Source organism: Chryseobacterium sp. CS3K3.1, from assembly GCF_059515165.1.
The window spans coordinates 18,942-37,519 of record NZ_JCAKRV010000029.1 but is presented as its reverse complement, the minus strand read 5'-3'; the positions used below and the strand labels follow the sequence as shown (position 1 = coordinate 37,519).

The 18,578-nt window shown below is 37.5% G+C and carries 10 protein-coding genes; 8 read left to right on the top strand and 2 right to left on the bottom strand.

The genetic code is table 11. From position 1 onward, the window contains the following. Nucleotides 1–74: 74 nt before the first annotated feature. On the bottom strand, nt 75–2,081 hold the full coding sequence (ligA, locus tag AC5YGI_RS21085; protein ID WP_496169677.1) for an NAD-dependent DNA ligase LigA: 2,007 nt from the start codon (nt 2,079–2,081) through the stop codon (nt 75–77). A gap of 324 nt (nt 2,082–2,405) precedes the next feature. Here ligA and AC5YGI_RS21080 point away from each other — a divergent pair, with 324 nt between their 5' ends. The 8 genes from AC5YGI_RS21080 to AC5YGI_RS21045 all read left to right on the top strand — a co-directional run bounded on the left by AC5YGI_RS21080 (nt 2,406) and on the right by AC5YGI_RS21045 (nt 16,064). After that, the gene (locus tag AC5YGI_RS21080) at nt 2,406–5,489 is read left to right on the top strand and encodes a TonB-dependent receptor (RefSeq protein ID WP_496169675.1); all 3,084 of its coding nucleotides are present in this window, start codon (nt 2,406–2,408) and stop codon (nt 5,487–5,489) included. Between the two features lie 168 nt (nt 5,490–5,657). After that, nucleotides 5,658–6,404, top strand: a complete 747-nt coding sequence (locus AC5YGI_RS21075) for a glycerophosphodiester phosphodiesterase family protein (RefSeq protein ID WP_446106566.1) — start codon at nt 5,658–5,660, stop codon at nt 6,402–6,404. A gap of 464 nt (nt 6,405–6,868) precedes the next feature. Next, nucleotides 6,869–9,832: a SusC/RagA family TonB-linked outer membrane protein gene (locus AC5YGI_RS21070; protein ID WP_496169671.1), complete on the top strand. Its 2,964-nt coding sequence runs from the start codon at nt 6,869–6,871 to the stop codon at nt 9,830–9,832. Between the two features lie 10 nt (nt 9,833–9,842). Next, nucleotides 9,843–11,291 (top strand): SusD/RagB family nutrient-binding outer membrane lipoprotein, encoded by a 1,449-nt coding sequence (locus tag AC5YGI_RS21065; RefSeq protein ID WP_496169669.1) that lies wholly within the window; start codon nt 9,843–9,845, stop codon nt 11,289–11,291. A 71-nt stretch (nt 11,292–11,362) separates the two neighbouring features. Then, complete coding sequence (locus AC5YGI_RS21060) at nt 11,363–12,925, top strand: calcineurin-like phosphoesterase C-terminal domain-containing protein (RefSeq protein ID WP_496169689.1); 1,563 nt, start codon at nt 11,363–11,365, stop codon at nt 12,923–12,925. A 331-nt stretch (nt 12,926–13,256) separates the two neighbouring features. Further along, the gene (locus AC5YGI_RS21055; protein WP_062676455.1) at nt 13,257–13,970 is read left to right on the top strand and encodes a 3-ketoacyl-ACP reductase; all 714 of its coding nucleotides are present in this window, start codon (nt 13,257–13,259) and stop codon (nt 13,968–13,970) included. 402 nt (nt 13,971–14,372) lie between these two features. Then, nucleotides 14,373–15,200, top strand: coding sequence for a 50S ribosomal protein L11 methyltransferase (gene prmA / locus AC5YGI_RS21050; RefSeq protein ID WP_454512125.1), 828 nt, complete (start codon nt 14,373–14,375; stop codon nt 15,198–15,200). 24 nt (nt 15,201–15,224) lie between these two features. Continuing rightward, complete coding sequence (locus tag AC5YGI_RS21045) at nt 15,225–16,064, top strand: SH3 domain-containing protein (RefSeq protein ID WP_496169666.1); 840 nt, start codon at nt 15,225–15,227, stop codon at nt 16,062–16,064. Nucleotides 16,065–16,201: 137 nt separating this feature from the next. Here the strand turns inward: AC5YGI_RS21045 and AC5YGI_RS21040 are convergent, their stop codons facing one another. After that, nucleotides 16,202–17,677: a hypothetical protein gene (locus AC5YGI_RS21040; RefSeq protein WP_496169663.1), complete on the bottom strand. Its 1,476-nt coding sequence runs from the start codon at nt 17,675–17,677 to the stop codon at nt 16,202–16,204. Nucleotides 17,678–18,578 lie beyond the last annotated feature (901 nt).

Here is an 18,578-nt window from a genome sequence, read left to right as displayed (position 1 = left end):
TTTATAGAATTGATTGCAAAAATAAACCATTAAGACAATATCTTAATGGTTTATTTAATATTATTTTGATTTTATTACTGTTTCTCAATCAAATCCAGAAACTGCTGCTCATCCAGGATTTCAATTGTTCCGATATCCTGAGCTTTTTTCAGCTTACTTCCTGCTTTTTCACCTACTACAAGATAGTTGAGGTTTTTTGAAACTGCAGAAATATTTTTTCCGCCATGCTTTTCTACCATTTCTTCTGCAGATTCTCTGGTGAATAATGACAATTTTCCGGTGAACAGGAACGTTTTTCCTTCCAGAACATTGGATAGAACCTCATTGGTACTTTCTCCTTTTTCAAGCTGTACTCCGTAAGATTTTAAGCGCTCGATCATCAACAGGTTTTCAGAATTCTGGAAGAAATCGACAATACTTACTGCAATTTTAGCTCCGATGTCTTCTACCTGACAAAGCTCTTCTACAGTAGCATTTTTCAGTTCTTCAATAGTCGGGAAGTTTTTAACCAGTTTCTTAGCCACTGTTTCGCCCACATGCTTAATCCCGATCCCATACAATACCTTTTCAAAAGGAATCTCTTTGGATTTTTCAATTCCTGTGATGATATTCTGGGCAGATTTTTCAGCCATTCTTTCCAGGGGAAGAAGCTGTTCTTTTGTTAAAACATAGAAGTCAGCAGGATTTTCAATCAGTTTTTCTCTGTACAGCTGTTCAATCGTTTCACTTCCAAGGTTGTCAATATTCAACGCTTTTCTGGAAACATAGTGAATCATTCTTCCTACTACCTGTGGCGGGCAGTGAAGCTCGTTCGGGCAGAAATGGATGGCCTGATCCTCAATTTTTACCAGTTCAGTGCCACATTCAGGGCAATGTTTGATATATTCAATTTCTTTGCTTTCTTCCGTTCTTTTATCTGTGTTTACCCCTACGATTTTCGGAATAATTTCACCTCCTTTTTCTACATACACGAAATCATGTTCATGAAGATCCAGCTTTTTGATGATATCTTCATTGTGCAGAGAAGCTCTTTTCACAATGGTTCCGGCCAGTAAAACAGGTTTAAGATTAGCAACTGGAGTAATAGCTCCCGTTCTTCCCACCTGATAAGAGACACTTTGAAGTTCTGTTTCTACTTTTTCTGCTTTAAATTTATAAGCCATAGCCCAACGCGGAGATTTGGCCGTATAGCCAAGTTGTCTCTGTTGTTGTAATGAGTTGACCTTTAAAACAATACCATCAATTTCAAATGGCAGATTATGACGTTCTGTGTCCCAGAAAGTGATAAACTCCTGTACCTCGGCCATCGTTTTACATAATTTGGCCTGCTGGGAGGTTTTGAAGCCCCAGCTCTGAGCTTTCTGAAGCAGTTCCCAATGAGTTTCCGCAGGAACTTCATCAGAAATAAACTGGTATAATACGGAAGAAAGTCCACGCTTTCTTACCTCAGCGCTGTCCTGCATTTTCAGACTTCCGCTGGCCGTATTTCTTGGATTCATGAAGGGATCAAGGCCTTCTTCCTCACGAAGTTTATTGATTTTATCAAAGTTTTTTCTGGTCAGATAAATTTCGCCACGCATGAAAAAATGAGTTGGGAAATCCCCTTTTAAAGTCAGAGGAATATCTGAAATGGTTCTTACATTCGGGGTAATCTCATCACCCTGGAAACCATCACCACGGGTAACCGCCTGAGACAGTTTTCCGTTTTCATAAAGGATAGAAATTGATGCACCATCATACTTCAGCTCAGCAACAAATTCTACAGGATCTTCAATCGTTTTGATGATTCGTTTTTCCCAGTCTTCCAGATCGTCAAAATCATAGGAATTGTCCAGAGAATACATTCTGAATTTATGCTGAATCGTGGGGAAGACCTTGGTAACACCACCACCTACACGAACTGTAGGAGAATTTTCATCATAAAACTCCGGGTATCTGGCCTCCAGATCCTGTAGCTCCTCCAGAAGCATGTCAAATTCATAATCTGTAATGGTAGGAGTATCCAGTTGGTAGTAGTTTTCGTTATGCTGGTGAAGCTCTTTGCGGAGCTGTTCTATCTTTTGTTGAATGTTTTCAGACATTGGGTTTCTATCTTTTGAGCAAAAATAACTAAAGTAATTGCATTTAAAAAATAACAGAATAAAATAGTACGGGAAAATTAAAAATGCTTAATATGTGTTAACCTACTGGTTTTACAGAAAATAAAACACGTGTTTAAAGTAATTTAACATAACGTTCTGATTTAATTAAAAGAATGTTAAAACTTTCTTAAACACCCCGCTCTTAAAGTCAAAATACCTTTGCACATCTGATTGAAAGAAACCTCTGAATGATCTATCATTGTGAAAATCAAAGAGGTTTCCGGGCTAACATCAAAAAATTAATAATATAGATCTTCGGAAGAAATGAAAAAAGTAAAGATTGTACTGGGATTATTGTTTTTAGGGCTTGGGACAATGGCTTATGCACAGACCACGCAGGCTTCTATTGTAGGGAAAGTTACCGGACCGGGAAGTACGGCTCAGGAAAAAGTGAAAGTAACGATCGTGAATGAGTCTACAGGATTCAGAACGGAAACGGAAACCAACTCAAAAGGGGAATATATTTTTAAGGAAATTCCTCTTGGAGGGCCTTACACGGTCATTGTGAATGACGATAAAAAAGAAGGTTATAATGTCAACTTCGGAGATCAGGTGACCGTGAATATGGATCTGGGGAACGAAAAGACAATTGAGGAAGTAAAAATTACAGGAAACCTTAAAAATAAGATCGGAAACCTGGGAGCAGCTACCGCAATTTCTGCGAAAAACATCAGCATGCTTCCGGTGAACGGACGAAACTTCACCAATCTTACGGAACTATCTCCGTTAAGTGGAAAAGGAGGAAACCTTTCCGGTCAGCTTGGATCTTCCACCAACTTTACGATTGACGGGATGACAGCAAAAAATCCTACTTCTGCAGGATCAACAACGAGCCGAAGCGGTGCACCATTCTCCATCTCCATTGAAGCGGTCCGTGAATTCAAAATCACTACCAACCAATATGATGTTACATTGGGAAGAAGTGGAGGAGGGACAGTAAGTGCTGTTACCAAATCAGGAACCAATAAATTTTCCGGAAGTGCCTGGGAATATTTAAGAACAAACTGGCTTTCCAGCCCTTATGATATCAGAGGAAACAAAAGAAATAATGATTTCTCCACTTCCCAGTTCGGGTTTTCATTAGGCGGACCAATCATTAAAAATAAATTACATTTCTTCGTAGCATGGGATCATCAGCTGGATTCAAGACCTTTAGTGATTGCTGATATCAAATCTCCGGATGATGAGAAGAGGTTCAACACAACCACGCAGACCCTTAATCAGTTTCTGGATATTGCAAGAGCAAAATATGGAGTAGGAAGCAGCCCGCAATTCGGAACTTTTGATAAAGTGAGAAACTCTGATGCCGGTTTCTTACGTCTAGACTGGCAGATCAATGAAAAGAACTTATTAACCCTCAGAAATAACTTTACTTACGATCTTAACAAAAACGGATTAGGTGATAATACCAATATCAATTTTTTTGAGTCGTACGGAAATGACAAAAACCTTGATAACAGTTTATTATTGACTTTAAGATCAAATCTGAGACCTAACTTAACCAACGAATTAAAGGCGCAGTATCTTTATACTTTCCAGGACAGTTACCAGAACAACCAATTAGGAAAACCTGTACCGAGAGCTATTGTTGAAGGAGTCTCTTCAAGTGCGGGATCTACGAATATTCAGATCGGCGGACACCGCTTTGCTCAGGAAAGCTTCAGAAATAATGTGTTCCAGATCGTAGATAACCTATACTATAATACAGATAAGGTAAAATATACGTTTGGGGCAGATCTTATGTATACAACAGCAAAATCGGTATACGGAAGTGAGGTGAACGGAAGATTCCATTTCCAGGGAATGAGCAATTTTGAGACCATGACACCTTACCGATTCTATAGAGAAGTTCCTTTGGTGGCCGATCCGTCTGTCAGGTCAAATATCTGGAACATCGGTCTCTATGGGCAATTCCAGACCAAAGTAGCTAAAGGACTTGATTTAATGGCTGGTTTGAGATTAGATTACAGTGGTTATCCGAAAGCAGAATTCAACCAGAAACTGTTTGATGAAATGGGAATCAGAACCGATAATCAGATCAAATCATTTGTCATCCAGCCAAGATTCCAGTTTGACTGGAACATCAATGAAGGAAATAAAGACTTCCTGAAGTTCGGTGCCGGAATTTTCTCTTCCGATATCAACAATTATATGATCATCAACAACCTTGTATTTGACGGAAAGCATCTGGCTACTGTGGATGTAACGGGTAAAGATGTTCCGTTCCCGGATTTCAACAGCTATAGAGATGATTACAATACGGTTCCGTCACTTTCTCAGAAGCAGATTCCAACGATCAACTATACCGGTAAGGATGCAAAGATCCCGATCGTTTATAAAGCCAATATTTCTTATACCCACTTCTTCAATGAAAGGTTCAGAGCAGGAATTGCAGGATATATGGCTTTAGGTAGAAACAATTACTATTATTACGACAGAAACATGGTGGCCAATCCTTTCTTTACACTGGCTAATGAAGGCGGAAGAGGAGTATTTATCCCTACAGGAGCTATTACCAATAATGCCAATAACAGTGTAAGTTTCGACTGGAAACAGGGAAGAATCAATAATAATTTCGGAAGAGTACTGGAATTGGTAAGTGATGGTAAAGTAAACCAGTTCTCATTCGTATTGGATACAAGTTACCGTTACTGGAAAGATGGGGAAATCACCGCAAGTTATACATGGTCTGATATCAAAGACAATACTTCATACAACGGAAACGTAGCGAACTCTGCAACATTGTCTACGATGATTCAGAGTGATCCGAGAGATTTAAGAATGACGTATTCAGACAACCAGTTCCGTAATAAAGTCGTTATTTATGGTAACTCGCCTACGATTGCAGGATTTACTTTAGGAATCAGATACTCAGGGATTGGAGGAACCCGTTTCTCTGCAACAACAGGGGGAAATATCAACGGAGACTTCGTAGATTCCAACGACCTTGCTTTTATCTTCCCGAATCTTACCCAATCTATTTTGGATGATCCACAGGTAGGACAGGCTCTGAAAGATTATATCACTGAATACAACGGAAAAATTGCAGAACGTAATGGTGGTAAAAACGGTTTCTACGGTGTTTGGGACGTACGTGTTGCCAAGAAAATTAAATTCGATAAAGTGGGAGCTTTCGAACTTTCCGTAGATATTTTTAATGTAGCCAACCTTCTGAACAAAGAATGGGGTGTAAACAAATCATACGGAAATACTTCTCTGTATAAAGTGACGAAGTTTAATAAAGATACGATGCAGTACGAATACACCAAAAACGTAAGTGGAGGCGGTTTGGTTCCTCTGACAGGAAATCCTTACCAGATCCAGATCGGTGCGAAATACAGTTTCTAACTTTTACCTTTCTTAACCACTGAAGACATAAAAGAAATTGAGCCGGCTATGGTAAATCTCACTTAGCTTTAATCAGTAAATCTTTTATGTCTTTTTGGTTTTTATTTTGTAATAACTACCTTTATCAGGAAGTTTCACGACTTTATTTTAATAATTTAAAATTATATTATGAAAAATTTTATCTTAGGGTTAGCAGTTTTAAGTACAGTTATGATGAAAGCACAAACCCAGATTATTGCCCATAGAGGATATTTCCAGGCTCAGCCTCCAACAACAGAGAATTCAATTCAATCATTGGAAAATGCCCAGAAATTAAAAATATATGGGTCGGAATTTGATGTAAGAATGACAAAAGACGGTGTATTGGTGATCAATCATGATGAACACCATGGTAAAATGGAAATTTCAGAAACTCCTTTCAAAGAACTGGAAGCATTGAAATTATCCAACGGAGAAAAATTCCCGACCTTAAAAGATTATTTGAAGCAGGGGAAAAAAGACAAATCTCTGAAGCTGATCGTTGAGATCAAGCCAGCGAAAACTCCGGAAATAGAAAATGAAATCACAGAGAAAACGATCAAAATGATTAAAGATATGAAGCTGGAATCTCAAAGTGAATTTATTTCTTTCAGTCTTAATATCTGCAAAGAGATCAAAAAACTGGCTCCTGCCTTTAAAGTTCAGTATCTGAACGGTGAGTTGTCTCCTGAGCAGATCAAACAAGAAGGATTAGACGGAATGGATTACCACTACAGTGTCTTCCAGAAAAACCCTACCTGGATTGCCGATGCAAAAGCATTAGGATTAATTACCAATTCATGGACCGTAAATGACGTTGCTGTTTACGAAGAATTGAAAAAACAGGGAATCGGGTTCGTAACAACCAATATTCCTGATCAGTTGAAGAATAAATAGATTTAAAATCTTCAGAAATATAACAACTGAAGGACCTCCGCCGGAGGAGTGTCAAAAAATCAAAGAATTTTTGACGAGGTGGTTTACAACAATGCCCAATAATAAACAAATTACAAAGTCTGCCCCTTTTTAAAGAGGCAGACTTTTCATTTTTAAGAATTATCCAGTAATTACTTCAGAGATTAAAAAGAGATATTGAAAATCGATGGTTTTTAATATGTTTTAAATCAGTTGATTATATGTATTGCGTGGTATTATCTCAAAGCAAGACAATAAAGATACATAAATACAGCCTTACCACCGTATTAAAAATACTTAATTGCTTAAGTGTTTGTTTATTAGTTGTTTAAATATTGTTGTTAAGACTTGATTAACATATGGTTTAATAAATTTTTAAGAAACGTTAAAGTCATGTTAAGATCATCCTGGTAATGTCGTTCTAATTTTGCGCAAACAAAAAGGAAATGCGTAAAGAGACACAAAAACTGTTGGTTTTGTCGCTGTTAGGATTCGTCAGTGTCAATCTGGCAGCTCAGCAGAAAACTAAAAAGGATACCATTAAAGGAATTGATGAAGTAGTTGTAACTGCTTTGGGAATCAAGAGGCACGACAGAGCTTTAGGGTATGTTGCCGAAAAAGTAGATGCCAAAACATTTGAGGAAACCCAGAACAACAACTGGGCGCAATCCATGGAAGGGAAAGTGGCAGGCCTTAAAATCCAGACCGCCGGAGCAGGGCCGTTGGGAACTTCCAGAATTACTTTGAGAGGGGAAAAATCCATTATGATGGATCACAACTATGCTCTTATTGTAGTGGATGGAGTGCCATTGGGAAATTCCACCACAGGTTCCGGTACAGCAGCCTATGGAGCTGGTTCCGGAGGTGATGTTCCCATCGATCTTGGAAATGGATTGAACAGCATCAATCCGGATGATATTGAATCCGTAACGGTATTGAAAGGAGCTTCCGCAGCCGCACTATACGGATCACGCGCTGCCAACGGAGCTTTAATGATCACCACAAAATCCGGAAAAACAAAAAACGGAAAACTAAGAGTAACTTTCAATTCTTCCTCAAGCTTTGATTCCGTCTTGAAATGGCCGGACTGGCAATACGAATACGGACAAGGAACACTGGCCACCAATACAGCAGGAAACTTTTACTACTCTTATGGCCTTTCCCCGGACGGGCCAAGTACAGGTGGTACAAGTAGTGCTTTCGGACCAAAATTTGCCGGACAATATTATTTCCAATACGATCCTAATGTAATGGGACAGAGCAAGGAAAGACAATTATGGAGACCTTATGAAAATAATATTAAAGGTTTCTGGAGAACAGGTTCTACTTACTCGAACAGTATCTCAGTAGAAAGCTCCAATGAGAAAACCAGCTTCAGATCTTCACTTACCTATCTTAATAACGAATGGATGATGCCGAATACAGGCTTCGACAGATTCAATTTTGCGTTGTCATTTGCCCATCAGCTTACCCAAAAATTAAAAATATCAACAAAATTTGCTTATAACACTACTACCAGTGACAACCTTCCTGCGACGGGATACAACAATCAGTCGATTTCCTATTTCATGATCTTCCAGAATCCCAATGTAGATCTGGAGTGGTATAAGCCGATCTGGAAGCCGGGGCAGGAACAGGTTGATCAGATCCATCCGTTCAGTTCTTACATAGACAATCCTTATATGATTGCTTACGAAATGCTGAATGGAGTCAGAAAGAAGACCATTACAGGGAATATCACGGCAGATTATCAGTTTAATAAAAATTTCAGCTTAATGTTGAGGTCAGGAATTGAAATCCTGAACGAAAAAAGAACGACCAAAAGACCATGGAGTTCTGCCAATTACCTGAAAGGTTTCTATAGAGAGCAGTTTATCAAAAACCAGGAATATAATAACGACCTTCTATTCTCTTACAAAGCAGACTGGAATAAATTCAGCATTTCAGCGTCAGCAGGGGGAAGTATCCGTTATAATGAATACCTGCTTAATGATTATCAGGCCATCGGACTGAAAACAGCAGGAGAATACAGCCTTACCAACGCACTTTCTATTCCGGTTAAATATCCGGCACCCAGAGATAAACATGTAGACAGTGTTTACGGTTTGCTTACCTTGGGATATGACAATAAAGTATTTGTAGACATTACCGGAAGAAACGACTGGAGCTCTACGCTTCCGAAGCAAAACAGATCTTTCTTTTATCCTTCGGTGAGTACCAGTTTCATTTTATCAGATATTTTTAATCTGAAAAGCAATAATCTGAACTTGTGGAAACTGAGAGCTTCATGGGCAAAAGTAGGGATTGACAGTGATCCTTATCTTTTGGACAATTATTATACAGCAAGCAACATTACAGGAAGTGTAGTAGCACCTACCACTTTTAATAATCCTACCCTTAAACCTGAGAAAAATACCAATATAGAAGCCGGTATGGATTTCAGCCTTTTCAAAAACAGATTGAACCTGAATCTTACTGCCTATCAGAATTTCAGTGAAAACCAGATTATCCCTGTATCGTTACCCACCGAAGCAGGATATTCCAAAAGGATCATTAATGCGGGAAAAATCCGAAACAGAGGTCTTGAACTTTCTGCCGATATCTTAGCTGTAAAAGGCAAAGATTTCTCATGGAAAGTAGGTGGAAACTGGTCTACGAACGAAAACAGGGTGATGACCTTACCTGAAGGCTTTGATGGCATTGTTTCCAACGTAGGAGATGTAGTATTCTATAAAATGGAAGTAGGAGGTTCGTTGGGAGATATGTATGGATTTAAATTATTAAGAAACCCGGACGGAAAAGTAATTTACGGAGACAACGGGCTTCCTGCAAGACCCGCAGATATTGAAAAAGTGGGAAATGCGTTTCCGAAATGGAGAGCCGGTCTTCAGAATGATTTCAAAATCAAAAACTTTACGATCAGTTTCTCATTTGACGGTCAGTATGGTGGTATTGCATATTCTCAGTCACATCATAAAATGTCTGAACAAGGTAAGCTGAAATCGACCCTTCCGGGAAGAGACAACCCTGGCGGAATGATTGTAGGAGACGGAGTAGTTCAGAACCCTGATGGCTCCTTCAGTCCCAACACAAAAGGAGTACTGGTATCTTCTTATTACGGAGATTATTACAGGAGAGCCAATGTGGAGACCAACAGCTTCAGCACAGATTTTATTAAGCTGAGAGACGCAAGAATTGCCTATTCCTTCCCGAAAGAAACCATAAAATCTATAGGTCTGGATGATCTTACCATTGCCATTTTCGGAAAGAACTTATGGATGTGGACCAAGTTCCCGATGTTTGACCCTGAAGTGGCTACACTGGACAATGCAACCATCACTCCGGGAGTGGAAATGGGACAGCTTCCGACAGCAAGAACAGTTGGTTTTCAGTTAAATCTTAAATTCTAAAATTTTAAAAATGAAAAAAATAATCATACATCTGACATTGGTAGTTTCTGTTTTCATGCTTCAATCCTGTGACAGAACCTTTGATGAAATGAATACAGATACCAGTAAAGTGAAAGACCCTTCAGTTGGCAGTCTTCTCGCTCCGATCCAGTATGAAATGGGAAGTTATGGCTATAACAGGGCAGATGATTTCACCTTTGATATCATGCAGGTCGCTTTAGATTTTCCCAATGAAGGAAATTCCTACAGCAGATATTATATGGATGAAAAAAGTGGTAACGGATACTGGAATACTTCTTACAGATGGCTTAAGCAGGTAAGCGATCTTAGAAAATATGCAACAAAAGAACAAAATAATAATTATCTGGCTATTTCAATGGTCCTGAACGCATGGATTGCTTCCAATCTTACTGATGCTTTTGGGGATATCCCTTTATCTGAAGCATTAAGAGTTGAAGAAAATATTTTAAAACCAAAATATGATAAGCAGAAAGATGTCTATATCCAGCTGTTAAATGACCTGAAAACAGCCAACTCGTTATTCAATACTAATCAGGCATTAACGGAAACAGATCTGTTTTATAACGCCAATACAAATAGTCAGACCGGAATTTTAGGATGGAAAAAATTCTGTAACTCCCTGTCATTAAGATTACTGACCAGAATTTTAAGCCGGAACGGAGAAGTGAATGTGTATGAAAGAATTCAGGAAATTATCAACAATCCGGCACAATACCCAATTTTCCAGAACAATACAGACAGCGCAGTTCTGCCACTTTCCGGAATATCTCCTTACTTACCGCCGATCGCCCGTCCACAGGATTTTACAGCGTACAGGGCAGCAGGTGAATTCTTTGTGAATGCCATGAAAGATAACAATGATCCAAGACTGAGTATGTTTTTCACAAAAGCTAAAGCAACATCAGGAGAAGATCTTGGTTATAAAGGAGCTCCATCAGGATATGCGTTGGGAACATCTTTCAACTATCAGCCTTCCAACCTGAACCAGAACCTGGCGAAAGCACCTTTAAAGATTTTAATCATGACCTATTCTGAAGTACAGTTTATCCTGGCAGAATTGGTTAATAAAGGAATTATTGCAGGAAATCAGCAGACCTATTACGAAACCGGGGTGAAATCTATTATTGAACAGTGGGGAGCAACAGTTCCTGCCAATTACTTCAGTAATCCTAAAGTGGCGTATGACGGTTCTCTGGAAAAAATTATGCTTCAGAAATACATTTCCCTGTTTTTTGTTGATCATCAGCAATGGTATGAGTACAGACGTACGAAACTTCCGGTACTTCCAAATAACGGCGGACTTCAGAACGGCGGACAGATGCCTGTGAGATTCATGTATCCTACCGCTACAAAAGTAATGAATGCGGATAACTATGATGCAGCCGTACAATCCATGGGTGGAGATAATATCAATGTGAAAATGTGGTGGAATAAATAGTAATTTCAATTGAAAGATTTAAAAATAATTTAAAGATTTAAAAAATTATGAGTATCAATATAAAATGTATTATGCCTTGCATGCTGGTTTCAGCAATGGCCTTCTCACAGGCTTCTGTTGCCGGATATGTATTCGAAGACAGTAACAAAAATCAAAAGAAAGAAAACCGCGAAAAAGGAATTGAAGGAGTAGCCGTTTCTAATGGGGTTCAGGTAGTTATTACCGATAAAAACGGAAGATACAGCCTTCCGGTTCAGGAAGATCAGACTGTTTTTGTTATCAAACCTTCAGGATATCAGACTGCTTTAAATGCAAACAATCTTCCACAGTTTTATTATCATCATAAACCAAAAGGGTCTCCGGCAGAGTTTAAATACAAAGGAGTTGCGCCCACAGGAGAACTTCCCAAAGAACTGAACTTCCCGCTCTATAAGCAAAACGAGAACAAAAATTTTGACATCCTTGTTTTCGGTGATCCTCAGCCTTACACAGAAAAAGAACTGGATTACTTCAAAAGAGGAATCGTAAACGAAGTGAAAAATACTAAGAAAAATGCAGTACTGGGAATCAGTCTGGGAGATTTGGTAGGTGATAATCTAAGCCTTCAGAAACCTTATGCAGACGTTATGAAAGAAGTTGGACTGCCTTGGTATAATGTGATGGGAAATCATGATATGAATTATGATGCAAAAGAAGACAAGCTTTCCGATGAAACATTTGAATCGAACTTTGGTCCGGCCAATTACGCTTTCAACTATGGTAATGTACATTTCATCATTCTGGATGATATTCTTTACCCGGATCCGAGAGACGGTAAAGGATATTGGGGCGGATTCCGTGAAGACCAGCTTCAGTTTATTGAAAACGATCTGAAACTGGTTGATAAGAACAAACTGATCGTCATTTCTTTCCATATTCCGTTGGAACATAACAATGAAGACAATTTTAGAAATGCCGACCGTCAGAAGTTATTTGATTTCTTAAATCCTTTCCAGAATGTATTGCTTTTATCAGCACATACCCATATCCAGCAGCAGATTTTCTACGGCAAAAAAGCAGGCTGGAACGGAATCAAAGAACTGCACGAATATAACGTAGGAACTACCTGCGGCGACTGGTATTCAGGAACACCGGATGATGCCGGACTTCCTACCTCAACCATGAGAGACGGAACGGCAAAAGGATATTCTTTTATCAGCTTTACAGACAATCAGTATAAAGTGAAATACAGAACTGCCGGAAAACCGGAAGATTATCAGATCAAATTATATGTTCCGAAAGTAATTCCTTCCTCAAGAACTTCTGCCAAAGTACTGGCCAATTTCTTCATGGGAAGCAAAAAAGACAAAGTAGAATACAGAATAGACGGTGGAAAATGGGAAGAAATGACATATGATGAAACCATCGACCCGAATTTTGCTCTTTCTGTTTTCAAATGGGATTCTACAGAGAAAATTCTTCCGGGAAGAAGACCTTCTAATCCTGAAATGTCAAAACATATCTGGGAAGCAGATTTTCCTAAGAAATTAGCATTAGGAAAACACAAAGTTGAGGTGAAAGCTGTAGACATGTATGGAAATGAATTCTCAGCTTCAGAAGAATTTGAAGTTCAGAACGCTATCCAGATTCCTTAAGCTTTTTATTTTTTTTACTATACCTTTTTTTAGATTTGAAACCGGTTCTTATGAGCCGGTTTTAATTTTTATCGAGGTTGATATAAACTATAAAAGTCACAAAAGTTTTTAAGCTATACTTTGGATATAAGAAGTGCACTTAAGTTTTATAAAAATCTAAGTTTTCATCTTATGTTAACTCTTATACAGGATGATTGTAACTTTTAAATATCCTCAATAGTAATCATCTTTTGTGACTTTTGTGGTTGTATAAAATATAAGTTAAATCTGCGTTTTCACCGCCTCATAAAAATGTTCTTTCGTAACTTTGTATCAAGAAAAGATCATTACTATGAATATAAACGGAAAAAATGCCATTGTAACAGGTGGTGGAAGAGGACTAGGAAAAGCCGTAGCATTAGCTTTAGCCAATGAAGGAGTAAACGTTGCCATTACAGGAAGAAACGAAGAGAACCTTAAAATGACGGTTGAAGAAATCAAAAAATTAGGAGTACATTCAGCTTATGCAGTATTTTCTGTAGACAATGAAATTCAGGTAAAAGCTGGAATAGAATCTTTAGCAGAGCAATTGGGAGGTATTGATATCCTGATCAACAACGCAGGAATCGGAGACTTTGGTTCTATCGAAGAAATGCCTTCAGAAACTTGGGAACAGGTGATTAAAACCAATCTTTTCGGGGTGTACTATGCAGCTAAGGCGGCTTATCCATTTATGAAAGCTAAAGGAGAAGGTGATATCGTGAACGTAGCTTCTACTGCAGGTCTGAAAGGAGGACCGAATATGTCTGCATATGCCGCTTCAAAAGCAGCAGTAGTATCTCTTTCTCAATCCATGATGGCAGAATGGAGAAAACAAAATATCCGTGTCATTACGCTGACTCCAAGTACTATTGCTTCTGATATGAGCATCCAGGGCGGTCTTACAGATGGAAATCCTGATAAAGTATTACAACCGGAAGATTTTGCAGAATGGGTAAGAGATATCCTGAAAATGAACAGAAGAGCGCTGATCGCAAACGGTTCTATATTCTCAACAAATCCTTAATAAGGTTTTAAAATTTAAAGTTCAAGGTTTAGTTTAATGTTTACAGCTTTTACAAAGAACCATTTTAATCTAGCTTGAATGATAAAATTCAATAGGAGCGGGCTTTAGCCCGCTTTATTTTTTATGTTTCTATTTAAGTTTTGGCTGAATCCAAGGGAAATTTGTCATGATTTTTAAGACGGGCTAAAGCCCATCCCTATTGAATATATTATACGCAGTCATCTGTGGCCTCACTGCCATCCGTGGGATAAAAATTTCACAAATAAACCTTCCCGTCTTATTTATTCAAAAAATTGACTTTTATCCACTAAAAAAATATAAAAATCCCCGGTTTCAGCCAAAATTTACTCCATCATTTTTTTAACCGTGATAACATTAGTATTTTTGCAGCAAATTATTCACATGCAAAATTATTTAGAATTCAATTTCAAAATTTCTCCATTACAACCCTGGAATGAGATATTAATGGCAGAGCTTATAGAAATAGGCTTCGACAGCTTTACAGAAGAAATTGACGGAATTTTAGGATATATCCAGACAGATTTGTTTCACGAAGATCAGCTGAAAGCACTTCCGATCTTTGAAAACGAAAACGTAAAAATCGAATATTCTTTCGAAGAAATGCCAAACATCAACTGGAACGAAGAATGGGAAAAGAATTTTTCTCCAATTAATATCGATGATAAAGTATTGATCAGAGCAGAGTTCCATGAATCTGTAGCGGGAATGCATGAAATTATTATTCAGCCAAAAATGTCTTTCGGAACAGGACATCACCCTACAACCCATTTGATGATCCAGCAAATGATGGATATTGATTTCAAGGGTAAAAAAGTATTGGATATGGGATGCGGAACTTCCGTATTAGCCATTTATGCAAAACAGCAGGGAGCTGGAGATACAAAAGCAATCGATATTGATGAATGGTCAGTAGAAAACTCAAAAGAAAATGCAGTAAGAAATAATGTAGAACTGGATATCGAACAGGGAACTGCAGAAAATTTAGGGAAAGAGAATTACGATATCATTTTAGCCAATATCAACAGAAATATCCTGATCTCAGATATCCCAACCTATGTTTCGGTATTGAATGACGGTGGAAAATTATTACTTTCAGGCCTTTGCTTCTTTGATGTAGATGATATTCTGGAAGTATGTAAAGAGAGCGGGCTAGAGCTTAAAAAGAAGTTGCAGCGTGAAGAATGGGTAAGCCTTCTGCTTGAAAAATAACACACAAAAAAACAAAATACGAATATGAAAACTTTATGGACAGCTTTACTTTTACTGATGCTGCAGTTTTTTACGGCTCAGGAAAGTGAAGTATATGCAGATGGTATCTTTGGTTTCGAAGAAAATAAAGCACAGAAGATCTTTACAGATTGGACCCGTGTAAGACTGGATCCGGGAGTGAATGCCAGAATTGTAGATTCACTTCATACCAATCAGCAGATAATGATTCTTAAAAAAGAAGAAGGCGTTCTGAAATTGGGAGAAAGAGCTGCCAACTGGTACAAAATCTCCTATCAGAAAGGAGAAAATACAGTAGAAGGATATATCTGGGGTGGTAATCTTTGTGTAGGATACCGCAATAAAAACGGGTACGATTTCCTTTTTGGGCTTTCCAAAACAATTGACAGGAAGAACAAAGAATTCAATGAGACTGAAAAGCAGAATATTGCCGGAATCAAAGTGATGGAAGGAAGTACACTTATGGATGAGGTATATTTTGATACCGGAAAAGGAGAGGAGCTTAGTTTCGGATCTTTCAATATAGAAAGCGGTCACAAGCTTCAAAATGTTGAATTTACTCTTAAAGCTTCAGTTTCCGGAGAAGCGTGTGGAATAGCCGGCTATGATCAGTATGTTCTTTTTAAAGATAAAAAACTGATTGCCCTTCCGCAATTGATGAATGTGGGTGATGCCGGTGCTTTTTATCACAGTGAAGAATATATTTTTCCAAATGATAAAGGAGGAATTCCCAATGCATTTATCTTAAAAGTGGAAGATATGGAAGTAGACGAGAAAGACAGAGAGAAGAAAAAACATTCTTCCAAAACTTACCTTTGGAATGGAAATACATACAGACTGAAATAAAATCAGAATGTAAGCAATAAAAATCCCTCAACTGTAATTGAGGGATTTTTAGTATAATGTCATGATGAAACCCGTTTACAGATAATCACTATCGTATTTATGAGTTAATGAAAACAGCTGTTTGTGTTCCATTAAAATTATTCGGTTTCAGATATTGATTTGAGAGATTGATAGAGATCACTTTCTGCATCAAGGTATAATTTTTTGCGTAGACGGTATTTCTTTGTTTGTACAGATCTGTGCTCCATTGAAGAATATTGTGCAATTTCTTTTGAAGAGAATCCTAACCATATCATAGCGCAGAAAGATAAATCAGAATGAGAAAGACGAGGATTGATTTTTAAAAGCTGCTGACAGACTTCAGGATAAGTTTTCTGAAATAGTGATAAAAAGCCAACACTGTTTTTCTTTGCCAGCTGGAGGATCTGCTCATGATTTTCACTGAGTTTTCTCTTTAGAGTTTTTGTTTCTTCTTCCTGCTGAAGGATGATCTTTTTGCTTTCTACAAGCTTTTTTTTCTTTCTTCTAATCTGCAGATAAAAATAAAGAGACAATACAATAACGATTACCGATGAGCCCCCTCCATACCACAAAGCAGCTTGATGTTTTGTTTTCTTTTTTTCTTCCTCATCTTCTTTAGTTATTTTATTAAAAGATAATGTAATAGCGCTGCTTAAGTTATTGTCTATACTATCATTTAGTGAGGATGCTTTGTTTAAATACTCAACTTCTTTGTCAGTTTTTTTTAGTGCTTTGTACACTGAGGCAAGCGATCTGTAATCATTTAAAACCAGCTGAGGCCTGTCGACTTCTTTTGCCAGTTTAACAGATTGTGTGAAAGCATCAATAGCCTCGTTATTTTTTTTCTGTACCTGCATAAAAATGCCATAATCATATAAGGTTGCTGCTCTTTGGTACTTATTATGCTTAAACCGTTGGGTTTCTAACAGGTCAAAGGCTTTTTTAAAATAAGAGTTGGCCGAATCTGGATTCCAGTTGTATTTGGTATAATGACTGGCTATGTGGGATACATCTAAAGGATTAGGGTCTATTTTCATCGCTTTGTGAAGATAGGCGAATGATGAATCGTGCTGTTTAATTCCGTCGAAATAGACCGATCGGGTTGAATAGACATACCGTAAAAAAAAACGGCAGTCCTGATTATCTTTTTTTAATCTTAAAGCATATTTCATGGCTTTCAAATTATAATCTAAAGCCATTTTGGGGAGATTCATTCTGTTGTATACCTGTGAATATTCCTGAATAATTTTACCCGTAAGAAAGTCGTCATTAAGCTTTTTTGATTTTTCCTCGGCATAATTCAGATATTCTATGGCCTTTTTAAATTCTCCTATCAGCCAGAGACGATTCGCAATATTGGCATAACCCCAGGCTTCTCCTTTAGGATATTTATTCTGAATGGCTGATTTTATAATTTTTTGATTCCAGATGATAAGATCCTTGTTAGACAATCTCGTTCTGAGTTCTTCATTGGTTTTTATAAGTAAAGTATCTATTTGCTGTGCATTATAGTGCTGTGGAAACAGTTTTGAACAACAAAATGTAAAAATCAGGCAATAGATTATTCTATCAAAGTTTTTCAATGTGTTCATGGTTGTAGAATTAAAGATAATACAGGAATGAGATGGATACAAGATAAAATGAATTCATTAGGATATAATCTGCAGTGCATTGATTATTGTCATTCAGCATAATGCCATTTAAAAAAACGGGTGGGACTATTAATCCCACCTGTTGGCATCATAAAGGTTTTTTGATCTATTTGTGTTTTAGAATCAGTAATTTGTCTGCAATTTCAAAAAAAAAAACAAACAGGAAGAATAATTGAATACATCATAAATACATCATTTTTGTTTTTTGCTATATGTAGGGTTGCTTATTATGTTGTATGCATGATGTATGTCCATAGTGTGTAAGTACTGTAGATAGGCTTTGTTATGTTGTGGCTGCTGTGTTTGCTTTTGCGCAAGGATGTCATCAAGAAATAGAAAATAATTTATTAATAAGGGTGAGTCATTCTTTCCCTGTGTTTTTTACTAAGAATTAACACTGCAAATCCTACTTTATAGTAGATATAAAATAGATCTACTGATGAAAAATCAACATTATATCAAATACATCAGATATCAGATAGGATTACAATGAGATGTTTTATACAAACTATACATTGATTTTTTTCAAAAGGAAGAATAAGCTATCCGGGTAATAAACTTATTATTTTCAATACATAATGATGAAATCGGGATTGTCTGTTTCTTTTTTTCGGTTGTAATAATTGTGGGTATTAAAACAAAAAAGACTCACTGTTTCCAGTAAGTCTTTAAGTGAGCGCGAAAGGATTCGAAGTTTTGTCGTCCCGATTGAAATCGGGATGCTCTATTCAGTAATTATTGATTGTTTGAGGGAATAAAAAAAAGACTCACTGTTTCCAATAAGTCTTTAAGTAAGCGCGAAAGGATTCGAAGTTTTGCTATGCTTAGAAGGTAAATACTA